Raw genomic sequence first — 26354 nt, forward strand, 5'->3', positions numbered from 1 at the left:
GACGGCCCGGACACCGTCAGGTGCGATGAACCCTAGTGGGAGTGTTCGCGCGCCGCGCCCGCGAGGATCCGGGCGAGACGAGATGCCAGGTCCCGGAGCGTGGAGCCGTCCGGCTCGCCGTGATCGGGGTTGACCTCACACACGGTCAGGCCGCACCAGTTGGGCGCGGCCACCAGCACCTCCAGCGCTGCCAGCACCGTCTCCAGCTTCAGTCCGACGTTGCGTCGGGTGTTCTCGGCCAGCGGAGCGTCCGCGAAGTCGACCACGTCGACGTCGAGGTGCACCAGCACCCGGTCGAACTGCGCGGCCCACCCCTTCACCACCCCGATGGCGGCCTCAACCGGGTCGTCGCGCACCTCGTCGTGATGGACCCAGGCGATGCCGCGATCCTCGATGACGTCGCGCTCGAAGGAGGTGGGGTCGACCTGCCCGAACAGCAGGACCTGCTCAGGGCCGAGAATCGGGGCGCCAGGACCGACTCCCGCGAGGCCGGCGTCGGTCCCGTCCAGACCGAGCAGGTGGGCCACTCCCATCCAGTCCAGGGCGCCCTCGTCGGTGCTCTGCGGAGTGTTCAGGTCGGCATCGTGGTCGATGTAGACCAGTCCCACGGTTCCCGGTGTCATGGCGGCGCCGGCGGCGGTCCCGACCCCGACGGTGCAGTCACCGCCGACGACCAACACGTGCGAGCCCGTCACCGCCAGGGCGTCGCGGACCCGGACGGCGACGCTGCTGGCCGTCTGGGTGACCAGGTCGGCGTTCATCGCCCGCAGGTTGTCCCGGTCGGTCCGCCAGCGGATCGTCTCGGTGTCGCCCACGTCCTCGACGTCGACGCCGTGTCCCCGCAGCAGGTCGATCAGGCCCGCTGCCCGCAGGGCGCGCGGGGTCTGCTCCTGGCCCGGCCCGTAGGCCCCGGCGCTGCTCGGCGCTCCGATCACCGTCAGTCGGTTCGACATGGGGCCACTTTGGCGGACCTCGCGGATCCCGGCAACCGTGCTCTGCGCGTGGCGCTACCGGCCGAGGAAGCGTCTGACGGCGGGCAGCTTGCGCTGCAGGCTGCGGAGCACGCGAATCCCGTGCTCATCGGTGTCGCCGTTCATCATGGTCCACGAGCTGCCGGTGCCGAACACGTCACTGGCGAAGATGATCTCCGCCGAGACCAGAGCGCGAGTCCAGTCCTGCTTGGTCAGCGGTTCACCGGCAGCGATGGCGGCCTCGATGCGCTCCGCCTCGCGCCAGAGATCATCCATCCCGGCGAAGCCCAACGCCACGGCCAGGGAGTCGGTGCCGTGCGCGGGCCCTCCCCAGTCGATCAGGCAGGCGCCGAGCATGCCGCGCTCGTCGGCGGTCAGGTCGATGCTGACCAGCTTCGGCTCGCTCGGCCCGTGCCACCCCATGGTCCCACTCTCGCACGTCGACGCCTGTGCCGCGCCGGATCCCGCGTCGGGAAGCTTGTGCCAGTGTGGCCGCACGGTTCGAGCGGAAGGAACGCCATGGCGACGAGGACGGTCGAGAACCAGACGGTGGTGCCCGCTCCCGTGGCCGCGGTGTGGGAGCGCGCGGTTCATCCCGACGGCATCAACGACGAGATGCGGCCCTGGATGACGATGAGCATGCCGCGCGCAGCGGCCGGACTTACCGTGGACACCGTTCCGCTGGGCAAGCCCGTCGGCCGCGCATGGCTGCGACTGTTCGGTCTCATCCCGTTCGACTTCGATCACCTGACGGTCGTCGAGGTCGACCCGGGCACCCGGTTCCTCGAGCGGTCCACCATGGTGAGCATGCGGCGCTGGGAGCACGAGCGGCGGATGCTGCCGGTCGCCGACGGCACCTGGGTGCATGACCGCGTCACCTTCCAACCCCGCCTGCCGGTTCCGGGCCTTGCCGCGGTCCTGGCCCGGGTGATCGATGCCTTCTTCAAGCATCGACACCGACGCCTGCGGCGGTTCTTCGCGGACTGAACGGCCCCAGCGAGCGCACCTGGCTGCCGCAGGACTACGGGTTCGAGAGCGCCAGATCGATGCTGCGCAGCAGACCGTGGTCGTCAGCCACCAGGGTGAGAGCGAAGTCGCTCGCGCACGTGCGCCACTCGCTCGTGGGACGCAGCACCACCATCCGCCCGGTGGGTGGCGGACCGCTCCTCCTCGGAGCACACGTGACCTCGCCGTACTGCGCCGAGTAGGCGATGGGGACGTCGTTGGCCACGGCCTGATGGATGGGAGCCAGGAGGTCCACCGGACACGAGGCTGCACCGAAGGTCTGCCAATCGCCGGGACAGATCCGCCACATCTCCCGGTTGGACAGTGCCGCGGCGACGTCATCGATCGACACCACAGCCTGACCCCCCAGCGACATGGAGACCGATTCCCAATGCGGGAAGGAGTCCGAGGCGCCGACTGCGTAGCGGAGGAACGCCTTCGCCAGGCGCAGCAGGTCCAGGGGGATGGGTGACTGCCCGTCGGGCACCAGTTGGGGGCTGCGGGACGGGCGGACCTCCGGAGGGCAGTCGGCGTCCCGGACCATGCCGTCGGTGAGTGGTTGCCCGAACAGCCGTGGCGCCGGCTTCGTGTCCAGGAAGAAATTGACGCGTGAGTCGCTGCCGTTCTGGGTCGTACACACGGCAGCTCGGATGGCCAGGCGGGCCTCGTCGACGGTCATGCCGGCAGGTGCGTTCAAGGCGGAGGCGTCTAGCAACGTCACCGTGAACTGGCCGTGCCAGCCGAAACCGTCGTAGTGAACCTGGTCGAACGATCCAGCGGGAAACGCCTGCTGGAGTCCTGCCTCCTCGGGCGGGGTGGCGGCGATGGCCAGGGCGGCTTCCCAGCGGTCTCTGGCGGGCACCGACACAGTCCTGGAGACCAGGTCCGCGTCTGCCCCGCGGTAGTAGACCGACACCGGAATCGACTTCTTGGGCTTCGTCGGCGTGGCGCTCGGAGTGCGACGTGCCGGCTCTGGACTCGTGGCTGTGGAGGTCGACGGGGTGGGGGTCGAGGCTGACTCGCCGTTCGGGGAACAGGCCGCCAGACCGGATGCCAACGCGATGAGAAGGACGACAGTGGCAGTGGTTCGCCCCCTCAGAACGGCAACCATGTCTGTCCCCCTGTGTGGCGCCACCGTGCACCCGCCCAACCGTAGTGGCCGAGCGGGGCCGGACGGCTCTTTCGTGGTCGGGGACCTCAGGTTTTGCGTGCTGCCTCTGTCCGCGACGAGCTGCCCGTTGGTACGGTCCGGATGTCCATCTGCACCCGGTCGTGGGCCGCGGAGGCGCCGAAGCGTTCGGGGGACGGGATGTCACCGAAAGGTCCGTCTTCCCGGTCCGCTTGGGCTGCGCTTGCGGTGACCGTGGTGGCTCTTGTCGGCACCGGGTCGGTGCTGCTGTGGACCGACCTAGGGTCCAGCATTCTCGGTTCAGACGACGGTTGTCGAGCCACCGATCTGGGAGCGGTGGGGGCCCACCACCTCGACGTGGAGATGTCCCTGGAGCTCGACTCGTCCGGGGAGTCGGTGTGCGTCGTGGTGCAGGCGAATGGGCCGTTGCCGGAGGCGACGATGCGCCTGTCTCGGTTCACTGCTGATGAGGTGGACGTGCTCGCCGCAGAGGCTGCACTCCCGGCGTTGGGGGAGGGCGAGTCCGCGGCTCGTGAGCTCGCGGTGGGGGAGGAGCTGGTGGGCGATGTCGGCTTGACCGCCTCCGTCTCGGTCGACGGCGAGTCCATCGGCAGCACGTTCCTGGCGGTCCGGTTCACGGAGCACGGGTTCGTCACCGCCGGCTCGCTGGGGTTGCTCGACGATGCCGAGCTGCTCGCAGATCGTGACGCGGGACGGCTCACCGAAGCCGAGTACCAGGAGAAGCTCCACGAGCTTCACGTCGTCGACGTCGGCGGCGAGGGGGTCGAGGTATCCCCGCGTTGAGCGACCTTCAGCCTCGCAGGACCGCGACCGTGCATCGGCACGGTTGCGGCCCCTCGACAGGGCGCAGGCCACGCGCGACTCTGGGTTCATGAGCGGGGCGCGCGGTCGACAGGAGCAGTGATGGACCACGACTTCAGCGGTCTGAGGGCCACCTTCGTCAACTGCACGCTCAAGCGAAGCCCGGAGCGCAGCCACACCGAGGGCCTCGTCGAGGCCAGCGCCGCGATCATGCGCAGGCACGGCGTCGACGTGAGCGAGCTGCGCCTGGTCGATCACGACGTCGCGACGGGGGTCTACCCGGACATGCGGGAGCACGGCTGGTCGTACGACGCCTGGCCCGAGCTGTATCCGGGGATCCTGGCCAGCGACATCCTCGTGGTGGCCGGGCCGATCTGGCTGGGAGACAACTCGAGCATCACCAAGCAGCTGATCGAGCGGCTGTACTCCCTGTCCGGGGAGCTCAACGAGAAGGGTCAGTACCTCTTCTACGGCCGAGTCGGAGGCTGCCTGATCACCGGCAACGAGGACGGCATCAAGCACTGCGCCCAGAACATCCTGTACTCCCTGCAGCACATCGGCTACACGATCCCGCCCAACGCCGACGCCGGCTGGGTCGGTGAGGCCGGTCCGGGACCGTCGTACCTGGACCCCGGCAGCGGCGGTCCCGAGAACGACTTCACCAACCGCAACACCACGTTCATGACGTGGAACCTGATGCACCTGGCCAAGCTGCTGAAGGAGGCCGGGGGAGTGCCCGGCTACGGCAACCAGCGCTCGGAGTGGGACGCCGGGGCACGGTTCGACTTCGAGAATCCCGAGTATCGAGCCTGATCATCCGGGTCCTGCCGCCCCTATTTGTCCATCCGCATGGGGGAGGGTAGCCCGTGCGCATCTACCGGCAGGCCCTGCGAGGACACGGCTACGCCTTCCACGGACTGACCGACCTGCTGGCCAAGGCCTCGCCGCTGCGGTCCGGCGACGAGCTGGCCGGCTGTGCGGCCGAGGACCCGCTGGAGCGGGTGGCAGCCCAGGTGGCGCTGGCCGACGTACGGCTCACCGACTTCCTCGACGACCTCGTCGTCGGCTACGAGGACGACGAGGTCAGCCGGCTCATCGTGGACTCCCTGGACCGGGACGCCTTCTCGACCATCTCCGAGCTCACCGTCGGTGGTCTGCGGGACCACCTGCTGGAGACCGCGTCGGGCGCCGGTGCCGCTGCCACGCTCGCCGCGCTCGCCCCGGGCCTGATGCCGGAGATGACGGCGGCCGTCTCGAAGATCATGCGCAACCAGGACCTGGTCGTGGTGGCCCGGGCGGTCGACGTCCGCTCCCGGTTCCGGACGACGGTCGGCGGCCCGGGCAGGCTCTCGACCCGCCTCCAGCCGAACCACCCGCTGGACGACCCGCGCGGCGTGGCCGCCTCGGTCCTCGACGGCCTACTCCTGGGGTGCGGGGACGCGGTGATCGGCATCAACCCGGCCTCGGACTCACCCGGGGCGGCGCACGACCTGCTGGTGCTCCTCGACGAGGTCCGCACCACTTACGAGATCCCCACCCAGTCGTGCGTCCTGGCCCACGTGACCACCACCTTGGAACTGATCGAGCGTGGTGCACCGGTGGACCTGGTCTTCCAGTCGATCGGGGGCACCGAGGCGACCAACCGGTCCTTCGGGGTCGACCTTGCGCTGCTGACCGAGGCCAGGGCCGCGGCGCTGTCGCTGGGCCGCGGCACGGTCGGGCAGGACCTGATGTACTTCGAGACCGGCCAGGGCTCCTCGCTGTCGGCGAGCGCACACCTCGGCACCGGGGGACGTCCGGTGGACCAGCAGACCCTGGAGGCCAGGGCCTACGGTCTCGCGCGCCAGCTCAGCCCGTTCCTGGTGAACACCGTGGTCGGGTTCATCGGTCCGGAGTACCTCTACGACGGCAAGCAGATCACCCGCGCCGGCCTCGAGGACCACTTCTGCGGCAAGCTGCTGGGACTGCCGATGGGGGTCGACGTCTGCTACACCAACCACTCGATGGCCGACCAGGACGACATGGACGTGCTGCTGGTCTCCCTGGCCGCTGCGGGGGTCTCGTTCATCATCACCGTGCCAGGTGGGGACGACGTGATGCTTGGCTACCAGAGTGCCTCCTTCCACGACGCGCTCGCCGTACGTGAGCTGCTGGACCTGCGGCCCGCCCCGGAGTTCGAGGGGTGGCTGGCGGGTCTGGGCCTGCTCTCGGCCGACGGTGCGCTCGTCCCGCTCGAGCACTCGCCGCTGACAGGGCTCGGCTCGTGAGCGCCCCGGACTGGGTGCGGCTGCGCCAGTCGACCAGCGCCAGGATCGGTCTGGGTCGTGCTGGCAACGCGGTGCCGGTCGCGGCTGACCTGGAGCTGCGGATCGCGCACGCCGAGGCACGGCGCAACGTCCTGACCGACCTGGACGTCGACGCCCTGGGGCGCGACTTCCACGCAGCCGGCCTGCCCGCGCCGGTCCGGGTGCGCTCCCGGGCTCGGGACCGTGCGGAGTACCTGCGCCGGCCCGACCTCGGCAGGCTGCTCTCCGAGGAGGACCACGGTTCGCTGGGCGCCGTGGTGCCCGCTGGGCGTGACGGCGCAGCTGCGGGCAGTCGTCCGCGCTTGGTCGTGGTGTGCGCGGACGGGCTGTCCGCCCAGGCCACGCAGCGCCACGCGCTGCCGCTGCTGGCCGAGCTGCTGCCTCGCCTGGACGTGGAGGTGGTGGCCTGCCTGGTCGCGACCCAGGCTCGCGTCGCCCTGGGTGACCCGATCGGTCACGCGTTCGGCGCGGCCTTGGTGCTGGTGCTCATCGGAGAGCGGCCCGGACTCTCGTCCCCGGACAGTCTGAGCGCCTACCTGACCTTCGACCCGCGGCCGGGACGCACCGACGCCGAGCGCAACTGCGTCTCGAACATCCGGACCCCGGGCGGCCAGTCGTACGCCGGTGCCGCGCGGGTGATCGATGGTCTCGTTCGGTCGATCCTCGCCGGCGGTGCCAGTGGTGTCGGGGTCAAGGACCTGACGCCGCGCGAGGACGAGACGTCCCAGTTGCGCCGCACGGACGTGGACGAATCACTGCGAGCAGCACGACCTGGACCGTGAGCACGATGAATCCAGCCACCACCGAGTCACGACCGAAGCTCAGTCCAGCGTCGATGCTGCCGATGCCGGAGCTGATCGCCCAGGTCAACGGCCACATCGACAGCAGGTTGTTGGTGACCGCGAAGAGCGCGCCCAGGACGAGTCCGGCCGCGGCGAAGCCGAGCGCGGTGCCCAGGGGCGCCGATCCCAGGTGGTAGGCCCCGAACGCGACGGCGGTGAGCACGGGAGCGCAGAGGTAGCCGAAGGCCCGCTCGAAGGTGAGCTGTAGCCAGCCGAACAGGAACAACGGTTCCCACAGCACCGTGAGGTTGTAGAGAAGGTGCATGGTCGGATCCACGTTGGCACCGGCGGCTCGATCGAGCAGCGCAGGCAGGCTGCCCATCGAGACCAGGGCGATCAGCAGTGCCCATCGCCATCGGTAGCGGGTGATGCCCAGGCCGGAGAGGCCACGCCCCTCAGCGCGGTTGACCATCAGCGGCAGCACCGTGGCGACGAGCAGACAACCGCCGCCGAGGAAGAGCACGAGCGACAACGACACCGACCACTCACGCACCGCTGACTCGCCCCAGTAGCAGAGCCACATCGCCGGAACCGAGCCGATGGCGAGCCACGTGCGACGGGTGGGTTCCAGGGCTAGGGCGCGACGTTCCGCGAGAGGCGCCTCGTACGTCATGGAGCTGGTCATGGGGGCACGACCGTAGCCTCCGCTCTGATCGGGCGATTCATAGGCGGGGGATAGACGCACTTGTCGCTGCATGTGCGGGCGTTTGCACCGCAGATCCGAGCTGGCCTGGGCGAACTGCTCGGGTGCGGATAATGTCCTCGAAGTCATCGCTGACCGAACCGGGGGAACAAGGCCATGACCACGTTCAGGACCACCAGGCTGCTAGCAGCGCCCATCGCCCTTGCGCTCGCCGTCGGCCTGGGCGCCACCGTGCCGGCGCACTCTTCGAGCACGACGAAGCAGGATCCGAGGAACGACGTCTTCCTGGGGAGCTTGGGCGGCGGCATCGACCTGGCCGCCGTCCAGCTCGCGACGCTGAACCGCAAGAAGCGCATCCGGATTACCTTCAGGCTGCACTCGCCCGTGCTGAAGGGCAGCCTGGCGAAGCCCGGCGGCATGTCGGTGCAGTTCATCAAGAACAAACGGATCTGGCGCGTGGTCGAGGTCGTCACGGAGGACGGCGTCCTGCGCAGCGAGGTCTGCAGTCACTCCAGGGGCCCGGAGTTCACCGAGCCCTACGACTGCAGCAGCCTGCCCCTCACCCGGGTCGATGCCAAGACCTACCGTGCCGTGGTCCAGCTCGATCAGGTCAAGACGGGGGCCAAGGTGCTGAAGTGGACCGCTTGGTCCATGGACCTCAACAGCGGGTCACCCGTGAGCGACTCGCTGACGGCGGAGAACCGCGAGCCGTTCCACTGGCGGCTCTGACCGATATCAGCCTCTCGTGCGACGGGTGTCGAAGCGGTAGAGCAACAGGGTCCAACGCGAACTCGAACCCACACTGGCGGTCGTCGAGGCGGCCGGTGGATGGGCCTGTCCGAGGCGCGGCCTGGATCATCGGGTCAGGCGGCGGTGACGCCCACACTCCAGGTCACGCCGAAGCGATCGGTGAGCATGCCGAAGCCGGCACTCCAGGCGGACGCGGCGAGGGGCTCGACGACCGTGGCGCCGTCGGCGAGCTTGTCCCAGTAGCCCTGCGCCTCGTCGAGGGTGTCGGCGTTGATGGAGACGAACACTGCCTGGTCGGTCAGGGTGGTGTTGTTCTCGCGGTGGGTGGAGGTGCCTCCGGTGATGGTGCCGCCGGTCTCGCCGGGGATGTCGTAGGCCATGACCCGGAAGCCGTTGTCGGAGGCGACAAGGCCGAACACGACGTTGTCGGCGCCGGGGAGATCCTGCGGCATGCCGAAGTCGGCGTAGGTCCTGATGGCGGTGTTCCCACCGAACACGGACTGGTAGAAGCTGAGCGCTGCACGCGCGTCGCCGCGGAAGTTGAGGTGGGTGGTCGTCTGGATGGTCATGCCTGCTCCTTGGGTTCTGGCCGGTAGTTGGCCCGGCCGGAGCTACTCTTCTGGGCGTGTAGGTCAGTTCTTGTCCTGCACTGAATGGAGTCTTTGGGGATGACGACGACCACCTCCCGACTGCTGAACCTGCTGTCGCTGCTGCAGACCCGACGCGACTGGCCGGGCTCGCTGCTGGCTGAGCGCCTGCAGACCAGCGACCGCACGGTTCGGCGAGACATCGACCGACTCCGCGAGATGGGTTACAACATCCCAGCGACCATGGGGCCCCACGGCGGCTACCGGTTGGGAGCGGGCAGCGAACTTCCACCGCTGCTGTTCGACGATGACCAGACTGTCGCGGTGGCGATCGCGTTGCAGACCGCGCCCGCTGCCGGAGCCGGCATCGAGGAAGGGGCGATCCGCGCGCTCGCGACGATCCGGCAGGTCATGCCCTCACGCCTACGCCACCGGCTCGACGCGCTCGAGGTCACCGCCATCACCGGTCGCGCCGGCAGCGGGACCCCTGCCAGGGTCTCCTCGGACGTGCTCGTCCTGCTCGCCAACACGATCCGTGCCCGCGAGGTGCTGCGCTTCGACTACACCACTCGCGACGCAGCCCCACAGGAGACGACGACGCGTCGCGCGGAGCCGCATCGCATCGTCACCTCCCAGGCGCGCTGGTTCCTGCTCGCCTGGGACCTCGACCGGGAAGACTGGCGACTCTTCAGCGTCGACCGGGTCAGGCCCCGCACCCCGACCGGTCCACGCTTCGTGCCGCGCGAGGTGCCGGGCGGCGACGTGCACGAGTTCGTGTCCGCTCGCTTCAAGGGCCGCGATGTCAACGAGTGGCCCTGCCGAGGCACCGTCATCCTCGATCTACCCGCCCGCGACGTCCTGCCCTTCGCAGGCGACGGAACGGTCCGCGCCATCGGCGAGGACCGGTGCAGCCTCGAGCTCGGCTCTTGGTCCTGGGGCTCGCTCGCCGCCTCGTTCGGTCGTTTCGAGGTCCCCATGGAGGTCGTGGATCCCCCTGAGCTCACCGCCGCCTTCGCCGTGCTGGCGCAGCGATACAACGCCACGGCGCGAACGGGCACCTAGCCGGTCACCCCGACGACGCTGGGCCAGTCGCGCGGCGGGGGTAAGGCGCACCTCCCACGGTCCTTCGGCTCGATGGTGCTGCCGAGCTCACCGGCGGAGGCCCGGATTCGTGGAGCCCGCTAGCGTGGGTCGTGTGAGCGAACTCACTTCAGTCCCCGTCCCGCTCCCCGTTCGGGGACCTGTCATCGTCATCGTCCTCGACGTGGCGGCCAAGGCGATGCTCCTTGTCCTGCTGATGACCGCGATCCGGTACCCCGAGCTCGGTCACCTCGAGGGCAAGGGCGCCACCGCCCGGGCGGTCGGCTATCCGCTGGTGGCGTTCGCGATCCCGGCGGTGTGGTTTCTGCGGTATCGCCACCGGACGACGTTCCCCTGGCTCGTGGACCTGATGGTGACTCTGACGTGCTTCACGGACACGCTGGGCAACCGGATGGACCTCTACGACAGCTTCCGGTGGTTCGACGACATCATGCACTTCGTCAACACCGGCGTGCTGACCGCTGCGTTCATCCTCCTCACCCTGCCGCCACACGCGAGCCGTGGACGGGTGCTCGAGCGCTCCCTCGCCTTCGGCGTCTCCGCAGCGCTCGCCTGGGAGATCGCCGAGTACTACGCCTTCCTCAGCACCTCGGGCAACGTCGACCGGTACGCGGACACGCTGGGCGATCTCACGCTCGGTTCGCTCGGGTCGGTGGTCGCCGGGCTGATCGTGTACTGGGCCTGGGAGCACGACCGACTCCTGACGGCGGGTCCCCAGCCCCTGGCGGCCCGCGTACGTCCACCCGACGACCTGCAACCGTGGCCCTGAGGGCGGGTTGCGGCACACCCGGACGCTGCCTCGGGTCGTAGGCAGTCCGGCTGCCACCATGACCTCGTGGATACCCAGCCTGGCTACGACGTGCTGGCCGCGGCGTACGACGAGGCGTTCCCGACTGGATACGTCTCGTCGGTTGAGCGGCAGGCGATCGCACTCTTCGCCGAGGACCTGGTGGCGACCGGGCTGCAGGGGACGGTCTTGGACGTGGGGTGCGGCACGGGGCACGTCACCCGCGACCTGTCCGCGCGAGGACTGGAGGTCCTGGGCGTGGATCCCTCGGTCGGGATGCTGGGGCGGGCGCAGCAGCGTTATCCGGAGATGAGCTGGGCGCTGGGAGATGCGAGTCTTCGCGACCTCCCGCAGGACCAGCCTCCATTGGCAGGGATCGTCGCTCGGTTCAGCCTCATCCATGTCGACCCGGAGCTGATATCGGACGTCTTCACCCGCTGGACCGCTCGACTGCAGCCGGGCGCCTACGTCATGGTCGCGTTCCAGTGCGCCGAGGATCCGGCTGAGGCGGTGATGGAGTTCGACCACGTCGTCGCTCGGGCGTGGCGCTGGCACCCTGATGCGATGGCGGCCGCACTGACAGAGGCCGGCATTCTCGAACGTTGGCGTCTCGTGGCCCAACCTGATGCGTCCAATCGCTTCGCCACCTGTCACCTCGTCGGCCGTCTTGCGGTGGGCCCTACCATCGAAGAATGTCCACGACGGGGTCGGAGCGCGCCGACGTCCGACGCAACCGCCAGCTGATCCTCGACGCCGCCGCAGAGGCGGTGCTGAACAATCCTCAGGCGAGCATCAGCGACGTGGCGGAACGGGCGGGCCTGACGCGCGCCACCGTGTACCGCCACTACGAGGATCGGGACGCGCTGCTGCGCGCCTTGGTCGCAGAGACCGCCTCGCACGTGGTCCCTCTCCTGCTCGCCGAGCTCCGCCCTCTGGCCTGGGGCGACGCACTCGACCTGCTGGCCCAGCGGGCGATCACCATGGGCGTCGCCTACCGGGACGCGATCCTCACGATCGCTCCCAGGCTCGAGGAGGCCGTGCGTACGGCGGTGGAGGGTGAGCCGATCCAGGCCGAGATCGCCGAGCGGCGGGCTGCAGGCGAGATCGTCACCGCGCTGCCTGACGACTGGCTGGCTCTGTGCATCCGCACGCTCTGCCTCGCCGCGATCGGACGTCTCGCCGATCCCGACGTCGATCGGGCCGATCTGGTCCAACATCTGTCGACCGCCCTGCGTGGACTGACCGCGTAGGAGGCCAGCACAGCCAGGCCCGTCCAGGACGCGGACGAACCGCCTCACCCGTGGAGTGAGGCGGTCCGTCCACTGTCGAGGTCAGGGCAGGTAGCGAGCGGTGCTGCAGTTGGAGCTGGCTGACTTACCGTTGAACCGGTCGAGGATCCAGGACTTGGAGGAGCCCAGCTGGGTGATCATCGGGCCGAGGTGGGTGAGCATCAGCCCTCCGCTGCTGGCGAGCTGGATGACCGGCTTGTAGGTGACGTTGACGCCCTTGGCGCACCAGTCGAGGGCGAGCTGCTTGGCCTGACCGTGGTCGACGATGTCGTCCTTGGTGCCGGTGGCGATCTGGACCGGGATCCTCGGGGTCAGCTTGCCGATGCGCTGGTCCTCGACGGCCTTCATGATCTCGGGGTACTTCTTCACCTCGACGGAGGCGACGTTGCCGGAGTTGGTCCACTCCGAGGTCTTCTTGCCGCCGGCCCCGAGGATCGCGTCGGCGATGCACTGGTCCTTGGACTTCTCCAGGTAGGCCAGGCCCTTGGCGTTCAGCAGGTTGCCGAGGTGGGGTGCGAGCTCGGGCCGGTAGGGGGTGATCGCGTTGATCGCCCAGGCGATGACACCGGTCAGCAGGGTGTTGTCGGCCGACTTCATGACCTCGAACAGGTTGGCCGGGGGGCCGCCGATGTAGGCGGCCTTCAGGTTGAGCTCCGGGGCGTACGTCGGAGCCGACTCGGCAGCGGCCGCTGCGGCTCCGCCGCCCTGGGAGTAGCCGTAGAGACCGATCGGCGAGGCGGACGTGATCGAGGTGTTGGGCAGCCGGAGTGCGGCACGGGCCGCGTCGAGGACGGCGTGCGCCTGGTCCTCGCGGTTCATGTAGGTGTGCACCCGGTCGGTGGTGCCCAGGCCGATGTAGTCGGTGATCACCATGGCCACGCCGTCGTTGAGCAGGTTGTAGATCGCCGGGATCTCGTAGCCGACCATGAACTTGCCGCTCTCGGTGACCAGGAACGACTCCAGGGTCTTGGACGGCGCGCAGGCGTCGCCGACGCCCTGCGTGCCGACCGAGAAGGAGATCAGCGGGCGGGCGCCCTTGCCGGTCCACGGCTTGCTCGGCTCGATGTAGACGCCTGAGACGGCGGCCGGGTCGCCACCCTCGTCGGTGGTCTTGTACATGATCCGGGTGGCCGAACCGGGCAGGGTGGTGGACCCGCTGCCCTGGGGGACCGGGATCGCCAGCTTCATGGGTTCGGTCCGCACGAGTGCGCCGTTGGCTGCGGGCAGGTTGGTCGGTGGGGTGTAGAAGTCGGCTGCCGCCGAGGCGGGCGCGGGCGACAGGACGCCCAGGACCAGTGCGCTGCTCAGCGCGGCAGTGGCAATGCGTGCGGAACGGATCATTCAGAGGCTCCTGGCTGCGGGGCGGGCGGGCGCGAAGTGAGACGAGTGCCTAACTTCTCGGGCCTTTACATTCCCGTAACCTACCCATCGGTAGTTGTCCGATTGCGACAGAATATTGTCGAATCACGACAATTGTGTGCCCCGCCTCACATCAAGGGGCGTCAACCCCCACCATCCCTGCGCACGCCGGGAGAAGGTCGCCGCTTCGGCGTACCCGATCCGCTGGGCCACCTGGGCGATCGGGACTGAGGAGCTGATCAACAGCTGGCGGGCGGTCTGGCGTCGTAGATCGTCCAGCACGTGGCCGAAGGTGGTGCCGGCATTCGCCAGCAGTCGTTGCAGGGTCCGGGGGTGGATGCTGAGGCTGCTGGCGACCGCGGAGACGGTGAGCGGCGACGTCCCCATGGCCGCGACCAGGTACGTGCGCACTGCCTCCACCACGTCGTCGCCCGGGGCGCGGCGGTGGCGCGCCAGCATCGCCACCGCCAGCCGCTGAAGCTCGTCGTCGCGGCTCAGCACGGGGATGCTCGACAGGCTCCCGGTGACCCGCAGCATCGCGCACGGTCGCCCTTCGCGGATCGGCACGCCGAAGTGGGCCTCATACGACGCGCGGTCGGGCGCGGCGTGCGGCAGGTCGACGCTGCGCAGGCCGTAGGGTCCGCCGACCAGCTGCAGGGCGACCCGGTGCGCGTACCCCAGCACCAGGCCCGTGCCCTGCACCCCAGGCGTCCGGCCCGGTCCGGCGTCGTAGCAGACCTCCACCACGTCCGGCCCGTGTTCGGCCGAGCCTTGGCGGCGCTCCTGGACCGTCAGTCGCAATCCCTCCGCGTGGACGAAGAGGTAGGAGGTCACGTTCTCCAGAGCGTCCGCCAGGGTGGAGGAGTGCTGGATCGCCAGGCCCAGTGGCCCGAGCAGGCTCACGTCCTGTCGTCTTCCGAGCTGCAGTCCGAAGTCGGGGCAGTCGAGCTCGATGGCCGCGAGCTCGAGGGTGCGGCTCACGTCTGCGTCGGAGACGACCAGATCGGCGGAGTCGAGGGCTTCCACCGGAAGACCAGCGCTGAGGGCGATCGCAACCGGATCGCCCCCGAGCTCCGCCACGATGGCTCGGAAACCGCGGAGCGCAGCCGAACGGATCAGAGCCATGGGCAGAGGATCGAGGGCTCCGGCGTTCCGGTCAACTCTGCACAGCCATCCCCTACGCGGAGCCGCTCGGCGTTGGCATGTCGGGTGGTGCTGTCACCATCGCGGTATGACTCAACTGGCTCTGATCATTCGACACCAGACGTTGCCCGGGAAGCGCGAGGACGTGCGCAAAGTCTGGGAGGCGCACATGGCGCCGGCCGTCGGTGACAACCCAGGCCACCTCGCGTACTTCTACTGCTTCGACAACGCCGACCCCGACGCCATCAGTGCTTTTCAGGTGTATGACAGCCCTGAATCGTCGCAGCAGTTCCTCGAGAGCGAGGCCTACCTCGCGTATGTGCAGGACGTCGAGCCGCTGTTGTCCGGTCCACCGCAGGTCACTGCGCTCACGCCCGTGTGGACTAAGCCCGCATAGAAGGGTCGTCGAGCGAGTCGCGCGGCTAGGTCACAAGTCGTCAAGGGGTGCTGTCAGGTAGGTCCGCGTCAGGCGGATCACCTCGTCGTATCCACCGACCAGGACCAGGTGCCCTTGGGTGACGCCGAGCGTCGAGAACGAGCGGCGCCCACCGTTGAACGCTTCGACCAGCCGGGCGCTGCCAGCGCCGACGTCAACGATCTCGCCTCCCTCCCCACCCCCTGCCACGACGGCGCGGTCGCCCGGCAACGCGACGATCGAGTCAGTGAGCTTGTACCGGCCGGCCACCAGATCAGGACCGGCCCTGAAGCGTTGCGACTCCGGGTCGAAGACTTCGGTGCTGCGGAGGAGTGCCGTGTCGTCGCGTGTGCCGCCCACCACCAGCACCTGTCCGGATTCCAGAACGACAACGCCGTGCTTGAACCGGGCGGTCGCCAACGATTCGACCCGACTCACCGTTCCGCCCGGGCAGATGGTCACCGCTTGGCCGCTGGCAATCTGCGAGCTGACCTGCCCCCCAACCACCAGCGCACAGCCGTCTGCAAGGGACGCTGCGGCGAGTCCGTCGGCCGCTTGCGGGAGTCGCGGTCCTGGCACGAACTGACCGGTCCCGGGATCGAAGATCTCGGTGGTGTCGGTGTACGTCGACGGTGCGACCCAGCCTCCGGCGACGAGCACCCGGCCGTCTCCCAGCAGGGCTGCGGCGTGCCCACCTCGGCCCTGAGCCAGGGATCCGGTTCTGGTCCACTGGCCGCTGGCCGGGTCGAAGACCTCTGCGCTCCGGAGTGGTGGCTGGCCCTCTCCGGCGAAGCCGCCGACCACCAGTACTCGACCGTCGCCCAGCTGTACCGCGGTGTGGGCATCGCGAGCGTCGGTGAGGTTTGCGGCACGCGTGGTGCCCGTGCCTGAGAGGACGAACGTGGAGGCCGTCGCGTGGCTGCACCCGTCGACGTCGCACCCACCAGCCACGAGCAGGTCGCCACCTGGCAGAGCGGTCATCGTATGCGCCGCCCTCGCCACTAGTTCGGCGGTAGAACCGGGTGAGGCCGACCGCGGCGGCTGCACGTCGGGCTGCTCGACCGGGGTCGAGCAGCTCGTCACGGCCAGCAGGAGGACGGCCGCGGCAGCTCTGCGCATGCGCTCATCCTCTGACCGCGAAGCACTCGTAGGACACCCCCGGCCCGGAACCGTTTGAGCAGCCTTGACTCACACTGAGTCAGACAACCATCCGGCGCCCTTGCCGCCAGGCGTCGGACATCCGCCGATTCGGATGCCCGACAGGCGGGGAATGACGCGATCGCAGCCGCTGGCACCAGGCTGGCCAGCGTCACACTGCCTGCAGGTCGCCGATCAGGGCGACGATGTCGTCAACGAGCTCCGACGTGGGACGGGCGGCGTTCACGACAACGAAGGCGCCCCACTCCGGCAGACCCTTATACGCCGCGTCGCAGGCCTTGAGCCACTCCAGCTCGTCGACGTCCGTGCCACGCGCAACGAGCCGGCGACGCGCCACCTCAGGGGGAGTGTCGAGAAAGAGCAGGAGATCCGGCATCGGCAGAGTCGCGTAGCGGCGACGAGCATCAGCTTCGCCCTTACTACGCCGGGCCCGCTGCGCCACGTACTGACACACCGTCCAACGATCCAGGACGGCTACTCGCTCACCGGGGAGCTTGGACCAAGCAGCAGCCCGTCGCATCAGCACGTGCCGCACTCGTTGCTCCAGCGCCTGTAATCGGTCTGCGCCCAGCCAGTCGACGGCATCGCAGTGACCCCGACGCTGCGCCAACCAGTTGAACAGCGGCCTGCCTCCGGCGTTCTCGAAGTAACGCACCTTCAACCCCGTGCCAGCGAGGCGACGAGTGAGTTCCTTGGCTGTCGTCGTCTTGCCCGAGCCGTCGATGCCAACAATTGCTACGAGGAGACCGGCAGGCATGCGCGGATTCTGGCAGCCGTGGAGCACTCGTGGCCCGGAGTGCGGCGCGTGTTGCTGTCGACAGATCCGTGCGTCCGACTCGCGGTGGTGTGACGCAGGGCGGGTCCCGCGGATCGCTCCACGGCAGCGCTCGTGGTTGGCGCAGGTAGGTGGGCGCACTGCAAGAATGCTCGGATGTTATTGACCGTGCGAGTTCCCGAGTGGGTCCTGGAGGAGGACGCTCGCGTCCTCCGCGTCGGTGATGAGCTTCGGTCCTGGCTGACGTTCCACGGGGAAGCGGTTTCAGCCGAACAACAGGCAGGAGTTCAGACGATCCGAGGAGTCGCGCGTCCGTTGCCGTGGTGGCCCGGCGCGGCGTCCGGTGGGCATCCGGTTCAGATCGATGTTGATGGCGGGGCGTTGTACTGGGACGCGGCTGAATCCGTGGAAGGCGCTGTCCAGCTCGTGGGGACGGTCTGTACCAACAACACAGATGCGCCTGACGGCTTCCCTGAGACGGCAGGCGTGGTGCGCCGAGTCCGCATGGAGTGGTGCGACCGTGTCATGGACGAGAGCGGGTCGTGGACCGTCGAGGGGCCTGCTCGCTATGAGGAGGTGTCGGCAAGCTATATCCCGCGCACCGACGGACTCGCTCCAGATCCAGAGCGCCGCCTGACCGGGATCCGACGAGCGAGTCGCGCCTTTGTACGTCCGGTGCCTTGGCGGCGGCGACGTCGCGGAGAGTCGTTGGACTTTGGGGTCTTCGTTCCGTCTGCACCGGGATCGCCTCCCGGGACGAGACGAAGTGACTGGTCCGGGGTGCTCGTTGACCTGGAAACTGCGGGCGCGCTCAAGGAGACGGTCCCACGACCGTAGGGGTGACTCGCGCAGCACGATGGACAAGAGGGTTGCTGTGCCTACGGACTGGAGTCCCAAAATCAGCGCGCGGACCAGACGTACGAAAGAACGGAACCATTGCGCTGACCCACGAGTCTGAGTCGTGTGAGACTCACAGACGTGCATCCCTCCCGCGCGGCGGCCCTCCTGGTGTGCGCCTGGACGCTCGGTGTGCTCGGCGCGGCCCCGGCTACCGCTTCGTGCGCGAGAGACTCCCCAGATCCATCGCCGTATGCGTTCCTAGGAACGGTCATCGGGACCAGCGAGGGCGGTCGAGTGGCGGAGGTCGTCACAGACGAGGCAGCGACGGTGACCGTCCAGGGCACCAAGGACAGGACCTGGTTCTCCAACTCCTACAGTTCGAGCGACCGCCGCTACGCGTTAGGCGGTAGGTACGAGTTTCACCCGCTCAACGACGACTCCCCGTACTCGGACAACGCCTGCACCGCCACCCGACAGGTCAGCGGCCCACTGTTGTCCGCTTTCCCGGAGCCACAGACCCGCGAGGGGATGCTGCCCGAGTGGTTACCGGTGGATGAACAAGCCGGGCCACTCGGATACCTCATCTTCTTCGGCCCCATCGCTGTCGGAGCATTGGCCCTGTTCACCGTGCTGAGGGGACGCCACCGGAGGCGGCGCACTGCACATGCCTCCTGAGTGGGCCCGCGCGCATCGCGGCCGATCCGGATGCCAAGCGTGGCTGAACGCAAAGTCGGGCGCCGCCTGTGCGAGCATTCACGCGCAGCATCGGGTGAACACATGCAAGGGGGCTCAATCGGTGAGGACAAGGCACAAGCGACTCGGCGCATTGGGAACTGCGGTGGCCGCCGTCGGGCTGTCCTTGGCGATGGTTGAGCCAGCCCTCGCCGCCGCGCCGCCAGACGTCGTCCAGCAAGACGCAAGGCGCGACGCGCATCCGGCCCTCGACGTGGTGGGCGTGGCGGTGTCCCACGATGACGAATCGGTCAAGGTCGTCGTCCGGGTTCGAAACTACGTCCGCCAAGACTCCACGAGCAGGGTTCCTACGGCCATTGGTGTCCATTTCGACATCTCGGGCGATCGGAGGCCGGACCACTTGATCCGGCTCGCGGGAGGGGCAATCCTTGCCGTATCGACGTGGGAGTGGAACGGCCCCAACCCCTTGGCTCCGGATGGTGACTGGTCGGACTGTGCCCCCGACGGGTGGGACAGATTCCTAGTTCGCGCCCGACCTTCGATCAGCAGCATCGTGTTCAACGCACCGCGCGGTTGCTTGGATGACCCGGCTGAGATTCGCGTGGCCGTTCAGTCGTATCGCCCGCGCGGCAGTGGCCTCGAACCCGATTGGCTTAAGGGCCCGAGGCGCTACACGCCTTGGATCTCGCTGATGTAGCGGAGTGGCCGCGTGCGTCCCGGAAATCGCCGACTCACCCCTCTCGGCATGATCGGATGTTCTGGTCGCGCCCAGATGCGAGGTCGGTCAGCGTCTGGTTGGGCACCCACTGGTGGCCGAACGGGTTATCGATGCGGCCTGCCGTTCGCCTGTGCGGACGCCGGGTTCTGCATCGACCCGCCAGTCTCCTCGGCGATCCCGGCGACCGCGAAGTCATCGGCCACCGAGGTCGCCGAGCCGGTGGAGAAACCGCCGGGTGCCCAGGCCCGGTTGACACGTTGAACAACCGCGAATAGCCGCGAACGATCTGGGTACGGCCCCGCCATGGATTCCGAGATCCGGCTGGTCGTCGACGGCACCCCGCACTCCCTGTCCGTCGACACGCGGACCACCCTCCTTGACGCGCTGCGCGAGCGGCTGCAGGTCACCTCCCCGAAGAAGGGGTGTGACCACGGCCAGTGCGGCACGTGCACCGTCCTGCTCGAGGGACGTCGGCACCTGACCTGCCTGGCGCTGGCGGTCGCGCACGACGGAGCCGAGATCGTCACGGCAGCGGGACTGGGCGAGGGCGAGGGCGAGGAGCAGGGCGAGCTGCACCCCATGCAGCGGTCGTTCCTGGAGCACGACGGCTACCAGTGCGGCTACTGCACGCCGGGCCAGGTCTGCTCGGCGGTCGGCATGCTGGAGGAAGCCCGGCAGGGGCACCCGAGCCATGTCACCGGCGACCTGACAGCGGACGTGGACCTCGATGACGCGGAGATCCGGGAGCGGATGAGCGGCAACCTGTGCCGGTGCGGGGCCTATCCCGGGATTCTCGCGGCAGTTCGCCAGGCGGCCGGCCGATGAGGACCTTGGCTTACCGCCGCCCCACCTCCGCGGAGGAGGCAGTCGAGCTCATGGCGAGCAACCCCGGGGCCAAGTTCATGGCCGGCGGCAGCAACCTGGTCGACCACCTCAAGCTCGGTGTCGCCTCTCCGGAGCTGGTGGTCGACGTCAGCGGCCTTCCCCTCGACGTCGTCGAGGAGTGCGAGGGGGAGGACGGCCACTTGCTGCGCATCGGCGCCAACGTCCGCAACAGCGACCTGGCTGCGCACCCGGTGGTCCGCTCCCGTTTCGCGGTGGTCGCTCGCGCGTTGCTCGCCGGTGCCTCCGGCCAGATCCGGAATCAGGCGACCACGGCCGGCAACCTCCTCCAGCGCACCCGCTGCGTCTACTTCCAGGACGTCACGACCCCGTGCAACAAGCGGGAGCCGGGAACCGGGTGTTCCGCGCTGGACGGCTATGGGCGCTACAACGCGATCCTCGGCGCGAGTCCGGAATGTGTGACGACCCATCCCTCGGACCTGGCGGTCGGGCTGGCCGCCGTCGACGCCACCGTGGTGGTGCTCGGCGTGGACGGCGAGCGCCGGATCCCGCTGGAGGACCTGCACCGGCTGCCGGGAGAGCGCCCCGAGGCCGACACCACGCTCGCTCCCACCGACCTGATCACCGCCGTCGAGCTGCCGATGAGTCACCCGGACACGGTGTCGACGTACTCGAAGGTCCGCGACCGCGCCTCCTTCGCCTTCGCCCTCGTCTCGGTGGCCGCGACCCTGCGCCTCGACGGAGGCACCGTGGACGAGGTCCGCATCGCCTGGGGCGGTGTCGCCCACAAGCCATGGCGCGCGCACCTCGCCGAGACGGCGCTGGTCGGAGGACGGCTCGACGAGGACGCGGTCCGGGCCGCCGTCGATGACGAGCTGGACGTAGCCACGACCAGTGCCGAGACCGCCTTCAAGGTCGCCATGGTCCGCAACGCCACCACCATGACGCTCCTGCGGCTCGCCGAGGAGGCAGCGCGATGACCGAGCAGCAGACCCGACGGATCTCGCCGCGCTCGATCGGCACGTCGCTGGACCGCGTGGACGGGCCCGAGAAGGTGACGGGCCTGGCGTCGTACGCCGTGGAGCACGCCGCGGACGACGGAGTCGCCGCGCCGCTCAGCCTGTGGCTGGTGACCTCGACGGTGGCCAAGGGGCGGGTGACCCGGGTCGACGGCTCCGCCGCGCTGACCCACCCCGGTGTGACCGCCGTGCTGGACCACACCAACGCGCCCCGGCTGGCGAAGACGGACAACGGCGAGCTGGCGATCCTGCAGGACGACCGGGTGGGCTTCCGCGGCCAGGTGGTCGCCCTGGTGCTGGCCGAGAGCTCCGAGGCGGCGCGGGAGGGCGCGGCGCTGGTCGAGGTGACGTACGAGCAGCAGCCGCACGCGGCCGAGCTGCGCGAGGACAACGCGACGTACCGTCCCGAGCGGGTCAATCCCGACATGGAGACCGACACCGACGAGGGCGACGTGGACGCGGCCCTCGCGTCGGCGGAGGTGGTGGTCGAGCAGACCTACCGCACGCCCTACGAGCACAACAACCCGCTCGAGCCGCACGCCACCGTCGCCTGGTGGGAGCAGCACGACGGGCGCGACGTGCTCACGATGTTCGACTCGACCCAGGGTGTGCACGGTGTCGTCCAGGCCCTGGCACCCATGCTCGGCCTCGAGCCCGACCAGGTGCGGGTGCGGGCGCCGTACGTCGGGGGCGGGTTCGGTAGCAAGGGCGAGGCCCACGCACACGTCATGGCGGCCGCGCTCGCCGCCCGCACGACCGGGGGACGACCGGTCCGGGTCGCGGTGACCCGCCAGCAGATGTTCTCCCTCACCGGCTACCGCACCGCCACGATCTCGCACATCAGGCTCGGGGCTGACGCCGATGGTCGATTGGCTGCCATCGAGCACGCCGTGCAGGAGCAGACGTCGGTCGTGCGTGAGTTCGCCGAACAGACCGCCGCGCCGACGCGGATGATGTACGCCGCCCCGAACCGGCGCACCAGTCACCGCCTGGCACGGCTCGACGTCGCCGTGCCGTCGTGGATGCGGGCGCCGGGGGAGATGCCAGGCATGTATGCCCACGAGGTCGCGATGGACGAGCTCGCGGTCGCGTGCGGCCTCGACCCGATCGTGGTGCGCGAGCGCAACGAGCCCGACCGGGACCCGGAGACCGGCAAGCCCTTCAACGACCGTCGGCTGCTGGACTGCCTGCACCGCGGGGCCGACCGGTTCGGCTGGGGTGACCGTCCGCTCCAGCCGCGGTCCCGCCTGGACGGCGACTGGTGGGTCGGCACGGGGGTCGCGTCGGCGACGTACCCGGCCATGAGGTCGCCCGGGAACAGCGCTCGCATCAGCTCGCTCGAGGGTGGTCGCTACGCCGTCGCGATCGGCGCCGTCGACATCGGCACCGGCGCGCGGACGGTCCTGACTCAGATCGCGGCCGACGCGCTCGAGGTCGACCCGGCGGACATCGACCTCGCGCTCGCGGACAGCCTCCTGCCACCCGCCTCGGTGGCTGGCGGCTCGTCCGGCACGACCTCGTGGGGCACGGCGATCGTCGCCGCCGCGCAGCTCTTCCGAGCCGACCACGGCGACACCCCCGACCCGGGCCTGCACACCACGGCCTCGGCCGCGGACAACCCTGCGGCCGAGGAGTTCGCGTTCCACTCGTTCGGTGCCGTCTTCGCCGAGGCGCGGGTCAACCGCTGGACCGGCGAGGTCCGGGTCCCGCGGCTGCACGGCGTCTACTCCGTCGGCCGGGTCATCAACCCGAGGACCGCGCGCTCGCAGCTGATCGGCGGGCTCGTGATGGGGCTCTCCGCGGGCCTGTTCGAGGAGTCGTACCGCGACCCGCGCTTCGGCCATGTCGTCACCCAGGACCTCGCGACGTACCACGTGGCCGCGCACGCCGATGTGCTCGACGTCGACGCGGAGTGGCTCGAGGAGTCCGACGAGGTCTTCACGCCCATGGGGTCGCGCGGCGTCGGCGAGATCGGCATCGTGGGCACGGCCGCGGCGGTCGCCAACGCCACCTTCCACGCCACTGGGGTACGGGTGCGCTCGCTGCCGCTGACGCCCGACCACTTCCTCACTACCTAAAGTCCTGGGGCCGATCCGCCGTCCCCAGGTGCTCGTCGTGTCCGGTCAGGCCGGCCGTGCCCGAGCGTCGTTCGACGGACCCTGCAACGGAACGGAGTGGAGAGAAGTGGACATATGGCTAGGCCGATGCGATGCGTGAGGTGCTGCCCCAGTTGTTGAAGTGGTGGGAGGCCGGCGAAACCGTGGGTATGGGGACCGTCATCGCGACCTTCCAGTCCGCGCCCCGTCCGCCGGGTGCGTCGATGCTGGTAGGCCCCGATGCGTCGGCCGTCGGCTCGGTCTCGGGAGGCTGCGTGGAGGGATCCGTCTACGAGTCAGCCCAGGAAGTTGCCGGCACGGGCGAGCCGGTTCTGCACCGCTATGGCGTGTCCGACGACGATGCCTTCGCCGTTGGTCTGACTTGCGGGGGAATCCTCGACGTCTACATCGAAAGGGTGAATCGGGACACATTTCCGGAACTGCCTGAGATCGCTGCAGACATCGCGGCCGGGCGGCCGGTCGCTGTGGCGACCGTTGTCGAGCATCCGGATAGAGCTCGGATGGGCCGCCGCATGGTGATCCGGCCCAGTGACGTGGTGACTTCTGGCGAGAGATCGCTAGGGAGCGCGCGTGTAGATGCCGCCGTTCGTGACGACGCCTTGGGCATGCTCGCAACTGGCCACAGCGGAACCCTCTCGTACGGGCCGAGTGGGGAACGGCGCGGGGAAGGCATGCGGGTTTTCGTCTGGGCCTTCGCACCGCCGCCTCGCATGATCGTCTTCGGTGCGATCGACTTTGCCGCCGAGCTGGCACGAGTCGGTGGTTTCCTCGGCTACCGAGTCACGGTGTGTGATGCCCGGCCGGTCTTTGCCACGGCCAGTCGGTTCCCGGAGGCCGACGAGGTTGTCGTGGAGTGGCCGCACCACTACCTAGCCGGGGAACTGCAGGGGGGACGCATCGACGGGCGCACCGTGGTCGCGGTTCTCACCCACGATCCGAAGTTCGACGTACCGCTGCTGGAAGTGGCGTTACGGGTACCCGAGATCGGCTACGTCGGCGCCATGGGCTCGCGGCGTACCCACGAGGACCGGATGACGAAGCTCCGTGAGGCGGGGTTGGATGAGAAGGAGCTGGCCCGGTTATCCAGCCCGATCGGTCTCGATCTCGGAGCCAGGACGCCGGAAGAGACTGCGATCAGCATCGCCGCCGAGATCATTGCGAGTCGCTGCGGCGGGACCGGTCAGCGGCTTCGTGCGACGCAGGGGACGATCCACCCTGCGGCGCGCCCCCTTACTGGATGAGCTGACGTGTCAGGGGCGGAACGAGTCAACGGCGTGCCGAAGGGAAGTCCTCGGGGCGGTCGATGTCCATCCCGGTTGCCAAGTCTCCGCATTCCACGGAGGCGACCTGATGTGTTGCCAGGTAGCTGCGGGCTCCAGCGTCGCCCACGGAGCTGCTTCGAATCGCGCTCCAGTGCGCGCGGCCCAGGACCACGGGGTGGCCTGCGTTGCCGTTATAGACCGCACGTGCGAGCGAATCGGGACCAAAACGGGCCGTCATTCTCTGCACGACTGCGGCCGACACGTCCGGCAGGTCCACCAGGGTGACGACGGCTGCCTGTGCCGCAGTTCCCGCGGCCGCAGCCAGTCCTGCCCTCAATGACGCCGACTGCCCCGTGTCCCAATCCTCGGCGATGACGGATTCGACGATGCTGCCATTCACGGCACAACGAGCGACCAACGTGCGTGCCTCAGCCGCTGCGGCACCAAGTACGACAACGAGGTGGTCACAGCCACCCAGGACGAGTGCGCGGATCGCGTGGTGCACCAAGGGGACGCCGCCAGGATCACGAACCAAAACCTTGGGCTGTCCGTACCGACGGCCCGCCCCAGCCGCAAGGATCAGCCCAGTCAGCATTCCATCATCATCACACGGGCGTGTAGGAGGGAGTGCTGCACTATCTGGCGACGAGGCACCGTAACGAGCACAGCCACGTTGGGACGTGGAGCGATGCCCTTTCACGGCTCGACGGCCATAGGCGGGGGATAGACGCACCTGCGCTCGACCCTGGCGGCGCGTACCGGACGTTCGTAGTGGGCCTACGACGACGCTCGTAGCTCGTGCCTCAAGGCCATCGCGTCATCCCAGATCAATGAGCGCAGCTCGGTCAGCCGCTCATTGACCGTCGATTCCTGGTCCGGTTCGACGGCGTGACCGTTGACGCGCAGGATCCAGAGGTCGTTGAAAGTCCCCATGCCGCCGAACGCACCAAGCGCACGATCGAAAGCGGCAGCGTCGTTGTTATGCAGCGCAGCGCGGCACGAAGTAGCCCACTTGAACCAGTGACTTTCGCCGTGGTTCAGCAGCAGGTTCACGGTCTCATCCAAGCTATTGATGAGCCGCGCCAGACGAGCATCGAAGTCCGGGTCCGTCACGCTCGGCAGCCTAATCGCGGAACCCATAGGCGGATCCGTGCGTCCAACTCGCGGGGGATAGACGCACTTATCGCTGCATGTGCGGGCGATTGGTTCCATACCCTGCCCTCGTCGCGGCACCGCCCTATTCTTGCCGCGTGGCTGAGTCAGGACTCCCTGTCGTGGCCCTTGAGGGGGCCCGCTTTGACGACTTCGACGGGTTCGTACAGGAGTTCTCTCGGCACCTCGACGACTTCGAGTGGCACGGAAGCTTGGATGCGTTCAACGACATCCTGCGCGGTGGATGCGGGACTCCGGACGGTGGCTTCGAGATTCAGTGGGTGGACTCAGCACATTCGCGCCGGGCTCTGGGCTGGCCAGCGACGATTCGCTGGTTGGAGGAGGCGCTGACAAGGTGTCATGCCAGCCACATTCCCAGCCTCACCCGGCAACTGGAACATGCCCGCTACGAAGAGGGGACCACGCTGTTCGACTGGATTATCGACATCATCCAGGTTCACTGTCCCGGTGGCTCGGAGGCCGCGGATAACGTCCGTTTGGTGTTGCTCTGAGTCGGACGCTCATCGGCCATACCGGATGTCCCATATGCGGGGGGTAAGACGCACCCGAATCTCTCTCGACACGCGGCGTTACGTCATGCAATGGACTGGGGTGGGGAGTACACCTG

At 68.7% G+C, this 26354-nt stretch carries 28 protein-coding genes; 17 read left to right on the plus strand and 11 right to left on the minus strand.

From position 1 onward, the window contains the following. Nucleotides 1–32: 32 nt before the first annotated feature. Complete coding sequence (locus tag C5H89_RS06140; protein ID WP_104106169.1) at nt 33–953, minus strand: arginase family protein; 921 nt, start codon at nt 951–953, stop codon at nt 33–35. 54 nt (nt 954–1007) lie between these two features. Then, complete coding sequence (locus C5H89_RS06145; RefSeq protein ID WP_104106170.1) at nt 1008–1394, minus strand: hypothetical protein; 387 nt, start codon at nt 1392–1394, stop codon at nt 1008–1010. Between the two features lie 96 nt (nt 1395–1490). On the opposite strand from C5H89_RS06145, the gene C5H89_RS06150 reads away from it, so the two are divergent. Continuing rightward, nucleotides 1491–1958, plus strand: coding sequence for a hypothetical protein (locus C5H89_RS06150; RefSeq protein ID WP_104106171.1), 468 nt, complete (start codon nt 1491–1493; stop codon nt 1956–1958). A 34-nt stretch (nt 1959–1992) separates the two neighbouring features. Here C5H89_RS06150 and C5H89_RS06155 read toward each other — a convergent pair whose 3' ends face one another. Beyond that, entirely contained in the window at nt 1993–2838 is an 846-nt protein-coding gene (locus C5H89_RS06155; RefSeq protein ID WP_162799250.1) for a hypothetical protein, read from the minus strand. Nucleotides 2839–3441: 603 nt separating this feature from the next. On the opposite strand from C5H89_RS06155, the gene C5H89_RS06160 reads away from it, so the two are divergent. The 4 genes from C5H89_RS06160 (at nt 3442) to eutC (ending at nt 7015) form a co-directional block, all read left to right on the plus strand. Continuing rightward, nucleotides 3442–3909, plus strand: coding sequence for a hypothetical protein (locus C5H89_RS06160; RefSeq protein WP_162799251.1), 468 nt, complete (start codon nt 3442–3444; stop codon nt 3907–3909). A 120-nt stretch (nt 3910–4029) separates the two neighbouring features. Further along, nucleotides 4030–4740: a flavodoxin family protein gene (locus C5H89_RS06165; RefSeq protein ID WP_104106174.1), complete on the plus strand. Its 711-nt coding sequence runs from the start codon at nt 4030–4032 to the stop codon at nt 4738–4740. Nucleotides 4741–4793: 53 nt separating this feature from the next. Further along, on the plus strand, nt 4794–6194 hold the full coding sequence (locus tag C5H89_RS06170) for an ethanolamine ammonia-lyase subunit EutB (RefSeq protein WP_104106175.1): 1401 nt from the start codon (nt 4794–4796) through the stop codon (nt 6192–6194). Beyond that, complete coding sequence (gene eutC / locus C5H89_RS06175) at nt 6191–7015, plus strand: ethanolamine ammonia-lyase subunit EutC (RefSeq protein ID WP_104106176.1); 825 nt, start codon at nt 6191–6193, stop codon at nt 7013–7015. Before C5H89_RS06170 ends, eutC begins: the two co-directional genes overlap by 4 nt. Here eutC and C5H89_RS06180 read toward each other — a convergent pair. Next, on the minus strand, nt 6924–7700 hold the full coding sequence (locus C5H89_RS06180) for a CPBP family intramembrane glutamic endopeptidase (protein WP_162799252.1): 777 nt from the start codon (nt 7698–7700) through the stop codon (nt 6924–6926). The genes eutC and C5H89_RS06180 overlap by 92 nt on opposite strands. A gap of 174 nt (nt 7701–7874) precedes the next feature. Between C5H89_RS06180 and C5H89_RS06185 the strand changes: the two genes are divergently transcribed. Then, nucleotides 7875–8447, plus strand: coding sequence for a hypothetical protein (locus tag C5H89_RS06185; RefSeq protein ID WP_104106178.1), 573 nt, complete (start codon nt 7875–7877; stop codon nt 8445–8447). Nucleotides 8448–8581: 134 nt separating this feature from the next. On the opposite strand, the gene C5H89_RS06190 is transcribed toward C5H89_RS06185, so the two are convergent. Beyond that, the gene (locus tag C5H89_RS06190) at nt 8582–9037 is read right to left on the minus strand and encodes a VOC family protein (protein ID WP_104106179.1); all 456 of its coding nucleotides are present in this window, start codon (nt 9035–9037) and stop codon (nt 8582–8584) included. 99 nt (nt 9038–9136) lie between these two features. Here C5H89_RS06190 and C5H89_RS06195 point away from each other — a divergent pair, with 99 nt between their 5' ends. The 4 genes from C5H89_RS06195 to C5H89_RS06210 all read left to right on the plus strand — a co-directional run bounded on the left by C5H89_RS06195 (nt 9137) and on the right by C5H89_RS06210 (nt 12193). Then, a complete protein-coding gene (locus tag C5H89_RS06195) occupies nt 9137–10117 on the plus strand; it encodes a WYL domain-containing protein (RefSeq protein WP_104106180.1) in 981 nt (326 codons plus the stop codon). A 133-nt stretch (nt 10118–10250) separates the two neighbouring features. Beyond that, a complete protein-coding gene (locus C5H89_RS06200) occupies nt 10251–10925 on the plus strand; it encodes a hypothetical protein (protein WP_162799253.1) in 675 nt (224 codons plus the stop codon). 66 nt (nt 10926–10991) lie between these two features. Further along, complete coding sequence (locus C5H89_RS06205; RefSeq protein ID WP_104106182.1) at nt 10992–11687, plus strand: class I SAM-dependent methyltransferase; 696 nt, start codon at nt 10992–10994, stop codon at nt 11685–11687. After that, nucleotides 11636–12193 (plus strand): TetR/AcrR family transcriptional regulator, encoded by a 558-nt coding sequence (locus C5H89_RS06210; protein ID WP_104106183.1) that lies wholly within the window; start codon nt 11636–11638, stop codon nt 12191–12193. The genes C5H89_RS06205 and C5H89_RS06210 overlap by 52 nt, the downstream gene beginning before the upstream one ends. 81 nt (nt 12194–12274) lie before the next feature. Here the strand turns inward: C5H89_RS06210 and C5H89_RS06215 are convergent, their stop codons facing one another. Further along, on the minus strand, nt 12275–13573 hold the full coding sequence (locus tag C5H89_RS06215) for a lipase family protein (RefSeq protein ID WP_104106184.1): 1299 nt from the start codon (nt 13571–13573) through the stop codon (nt 12275–12277). Between the two features lie 123 nt (nt 13574–13696). After that, nucleotides 13697–14716 carry an AraC family transcriptional regulator gene (locus tag C5H89_RS06220; protein ID WP_104106185.1) on the minus strand — a complete coding sequence of 340 codons (1020 nt, stop codon included), beginning with the start codon at nt 14714–14716 and terminating at the stop codon, nt 13697–13699. 106 nt (nt 14717–14822) lie between these two features. Between C5H89_RS06220 and C5H89_RS06225 the strand changes: the two genes are divergently transcribed. Then, nucleotides 14823–15131: an antibiotic biosynthesis monooxygenase gene (locus C5H89_RS06225; protein WP_104106186.1), complete on the plus strand. Its 309-nt coding sequence runs from the start codon at nt 14823–14825 to the stop codon at nt 15129–15131. A gap of 30 nt (nt 15132–15161) precedes the next feature. Here C5H89_RS06225 and C5H89_RS06230 read toward each other — a convergent pair whose 3' ends face one another. Together C5H89_RS06230 and C5H89_RS06235 are read right to left on the minus strand one after the other, a co-directional pair. Continuing rightward, nucleotides 15162–16268 (minus strand): kelch repeat-containing protein, encoded by a 1107-nt coding sequence (locus C5H89_RS06230; protein WP_104106187.1) that lies wholly within the window; start codon nt 16266–16268, stop codon nt 15162–15164. A gap of 190 nt (nt 16269–16458) precedes the next feature. Then, nucleotides 16459–17064 (minus strand): AAA family ATPase, encoded by a 606-nt coding sequence (locus C5H89_RS06235; RefSeq protein WP_104106188.1) that lies wholly within the window; start codon nt 17062–17064, stop codon nt 16459–16461. 1152 nt (nt 17065–18216) lie between these two features. On the opposite strand from C5H89_RS06235, the gene C5H89_RS06240 reads away from it, so the two are divergent. The 5 genes from C5H89_RS06240 (at nt 18217) to C5H89_RS06270 (ending at nt 24553) form a co-directional block, all read left to right on the plus strand. Then, nucleotides 18217–18597, plus strand: coding sequence for a hypothetical protein (locus tag C5H89_RS06240; protein ID WP_104106189.1), 381 nt, complete (start codon nt 18217–18219; stop codon nt 18595–18597). Between the two features lie 1039 nt (nt 18598–19636). Next, nucleotides 19637–20158, plus strand: a complete 522-nt coding sequence (locus C5H89_RS06255) for a 2Fe-2S iron-sulfur cluster-binding protein (RefSeq protein WP_104106192.1) — start codon at nt 19637–19639, stop codon at nt 20156–20158. Next, nucleotides 20155–21156 (plus strand): xanthine dehydrogenase family protein subunit M, encoded by a 1002-nt coding sequence (locus tag C5H89_RS06260; RefSeq protein WP_104106193.1) that lies wholly within the window; start codon nt 20155–20157, stop codon nt 21154–21156. The genes C5H89_RS06255 and C5H89_RS06260 overlap by 4 nt, the downstream gene beginning before the upstream one ends. Further along, the gene (locus C5H89_RS06265) at nt 21153–23273 is read left to right on the plus strand and encodes a xanthine dehydrogenase family protein molybdopterin-binding subunit (protein ID WP_104106194.1); all 2121 of its coding nucleotides are present in this window, start codon (nt 21153–21155) and stop codon (nt 23271–23273) included. The genes C5H89_RS06260 and C5H89_RS06265 overlap by 4 nt, the downstream gene beginning before the upstream one ends. Nucleotides 23274–23404: 131 nt before the next feature. Further along, nucleotides 23405–24553 carry an XdhC/CoxI family protein gene (locus tag C5H89_RS06270; RefSeq protein WP_104106195.1) on the plus strand — a complete coding sequence of 383 codons (1149 nt, stop codon included), beginning with the start codon at nt 23405–23407 and terminating at the stop codon, nt 24551–24553. A 25-nt stretch (nt 24554–24578) separates the two neighbouring features. On the opposite strand, the gene C5H89_RS06275 is transcribed toward C5H89_RS06270, so the two are convergent. Then, nucleotides 24579–25169: a nucleotidyltransferase family protein gene (locus tag C5H89_RS06275; protein ID WP_104106196.1), complete on the minus strand. Its 591-nt coding sequence runs from the start codon at nt 25167–25169 to the stop codon at nt 24579–24581. 182 nt (nt 25170–25351) lie between these two features. Then, the gene (locus tag C5H89_RS06280; protein ID WP_162799254.1) at nt 25352–25687 is read right to left on the minus strand and encodes a hypothetical protein; all 336 of its coding nucleotides are present in this window, start codon (nt 25685–25687) and stop codon (nt 25352–25354) included. Nucleotides 25688–25824: 137 nt separating this feature from the next. Here C5H89_RS06280 and C5H89_RS06285 point away from each other — a divergent pair, with 137 nt between their 5' ends. Further along, a complete protein-coding gene (locus C5H89_RS06285; protein WP_104106198.1) occupies nt 25825–26238 on the plus strand; it encodes a barstar family protein in 414 nt (137 codons plus the stop codon). Nucleotides 26239–26354: the final 116 nt, after the last annotated feature.

The organism is Nocardioides sp. 616, from assembly GCF_002930065.1.
In the GTDB taxonomy this organism is placed as follows: domain Bacteria; phylum Actinomycetota; class Actinomycetes; order Propionibacteriales; family Nocardioidaceae; genus Nocardioides; species Nocardioides houyundeii.

Coding starts and splice junctions, on each gene's coding strand:
- C5H89_RS06140 (WP_104106169.1), bottom strand. CDS start 953: ATGTCGAACCGACTGACGGTGATCGGAGCGCCGAGCAGCGCCGGGGCC.
- C5H89_RS06145 (WP_104106170.1), bottom strand. CDS start 1,394: ATGGGGTGGCACGGGCCGAGCGAGCCGAAGCTGGTCAGCATCGACCTG.
- C5H89_RS06150 (WP_104106171.1), top strand. CDS start 1,491: ATGGCGACGAGGACGGTCGAGAACCAGACGGTGGTGCCCGCTCCCGTG.
- C5H89_RS06165 (WP_104106174.1), top strand. CDS start 4,030: ATGGACCACGACTTCAGCGGTCTGAGGGCCACCTTCGTCAACTGCACG.
- C5H89_RS06180 (WP_162799252.1), bottom strand. CDS start 7,700: ATGACCAGCTCCATGACGTACGAGGCGCCTCTCGCGGAACGTCGCGCC.
- C5H89_RS06185 (WP_104106178.1), top strand. CDS start 7,875: ATGACCACGTTCAGGACCACCAGGCTGCTAGCAGCGCCCATCGCCCTT.
- C5H89_RS06190 (WP_104106179.1), bottom strand. CDS start 9,037: ATGACCATCCAGACGACCACCCACCTCAACTTCCGCGGCGACGCGCGT.
- C5H89_RS06195 (WP_104106180.1), top strand. CDS start 9,137: ATGACGACGACCACCTCCCGACTGCTGAACCTGCTGTCGCTGCTGCAG.
- C5H89_RS06210 (WP_104106183.1), top strand. CDS start 11,636: ATGTCCACGACGGGGTCGGAGCGCGCCGACGTCCGACGCAACCGCCAG.
- C5H89_RS06215 (WP_104106184.1), bottom strand. CDS start 13,573: ATGATCCGTTCCGCACGCATTGCCACTGCCGCGCTGAGCAGCGCACTG.
- C5H89_RS06220 (WP_104106185.1), bottom strand. CDS start 14,716: ATGGCTCTGATCCGTTCGGCTGCGCTCCGCGGTTTCCGAGCCATCGTG.
- C5H89_RS06225 (WP_104106186.1), top strand. CDS start 14,823: ATGACTCAACTGGCTCTGATCATTCGACACCAGACGTTGCCCGGGAAG.
- C5H89_RS06230 (WP_104106187.1), bottom strand. CDS start 16,268: ATGCGCAGAGCTGCCGCGGCCGTCCTCCTGCTGGCCGTGACGAGCTGC.
- C5H89_RS06235 (WP_104106188.1), bottom strand. CDS start 17,064: ATGCCTGCCGGTCTCCTCGTAGCAATTGTTGGCATCGACGGCTCGGGC.
- C5H89_RS06255 (WP_104106192.1), top strand. CDS start 19,637: ATGGATTCCGAGATCCGGCTGGTCGTCGACGGCACCCCGCACTCCCTG.
- C5H89_RS06260 (WP_104106193.1), top strand. CDS start 20,155: ATGAGGACCTTGGCTTACCGCCGCCCCACCTCCGCGGAGGAGGCAGTC.
- C5H89_RS06265 (WP_104106194.1), top strand. CDS start 21,153: ATGACCGAGCAGCAGACCCGACGGATCTCGCCGCGCTCGATCGGCACG.
- C5H89_RS06270 (WP_104106195.1), top strand. CDS start 23,405: ATGCGTGAGGTGCTGCCCCAGTTGTTGAAGTGGTGGGAGGCCGGCGAA.
- C5H89_RS06275 (WP_104106196.1), bottom strand. CDS start 25,169: ATGCTGACTGGGCTGATCCTTGCGGCTGGGGCGGGCCGTCGGTACGGA.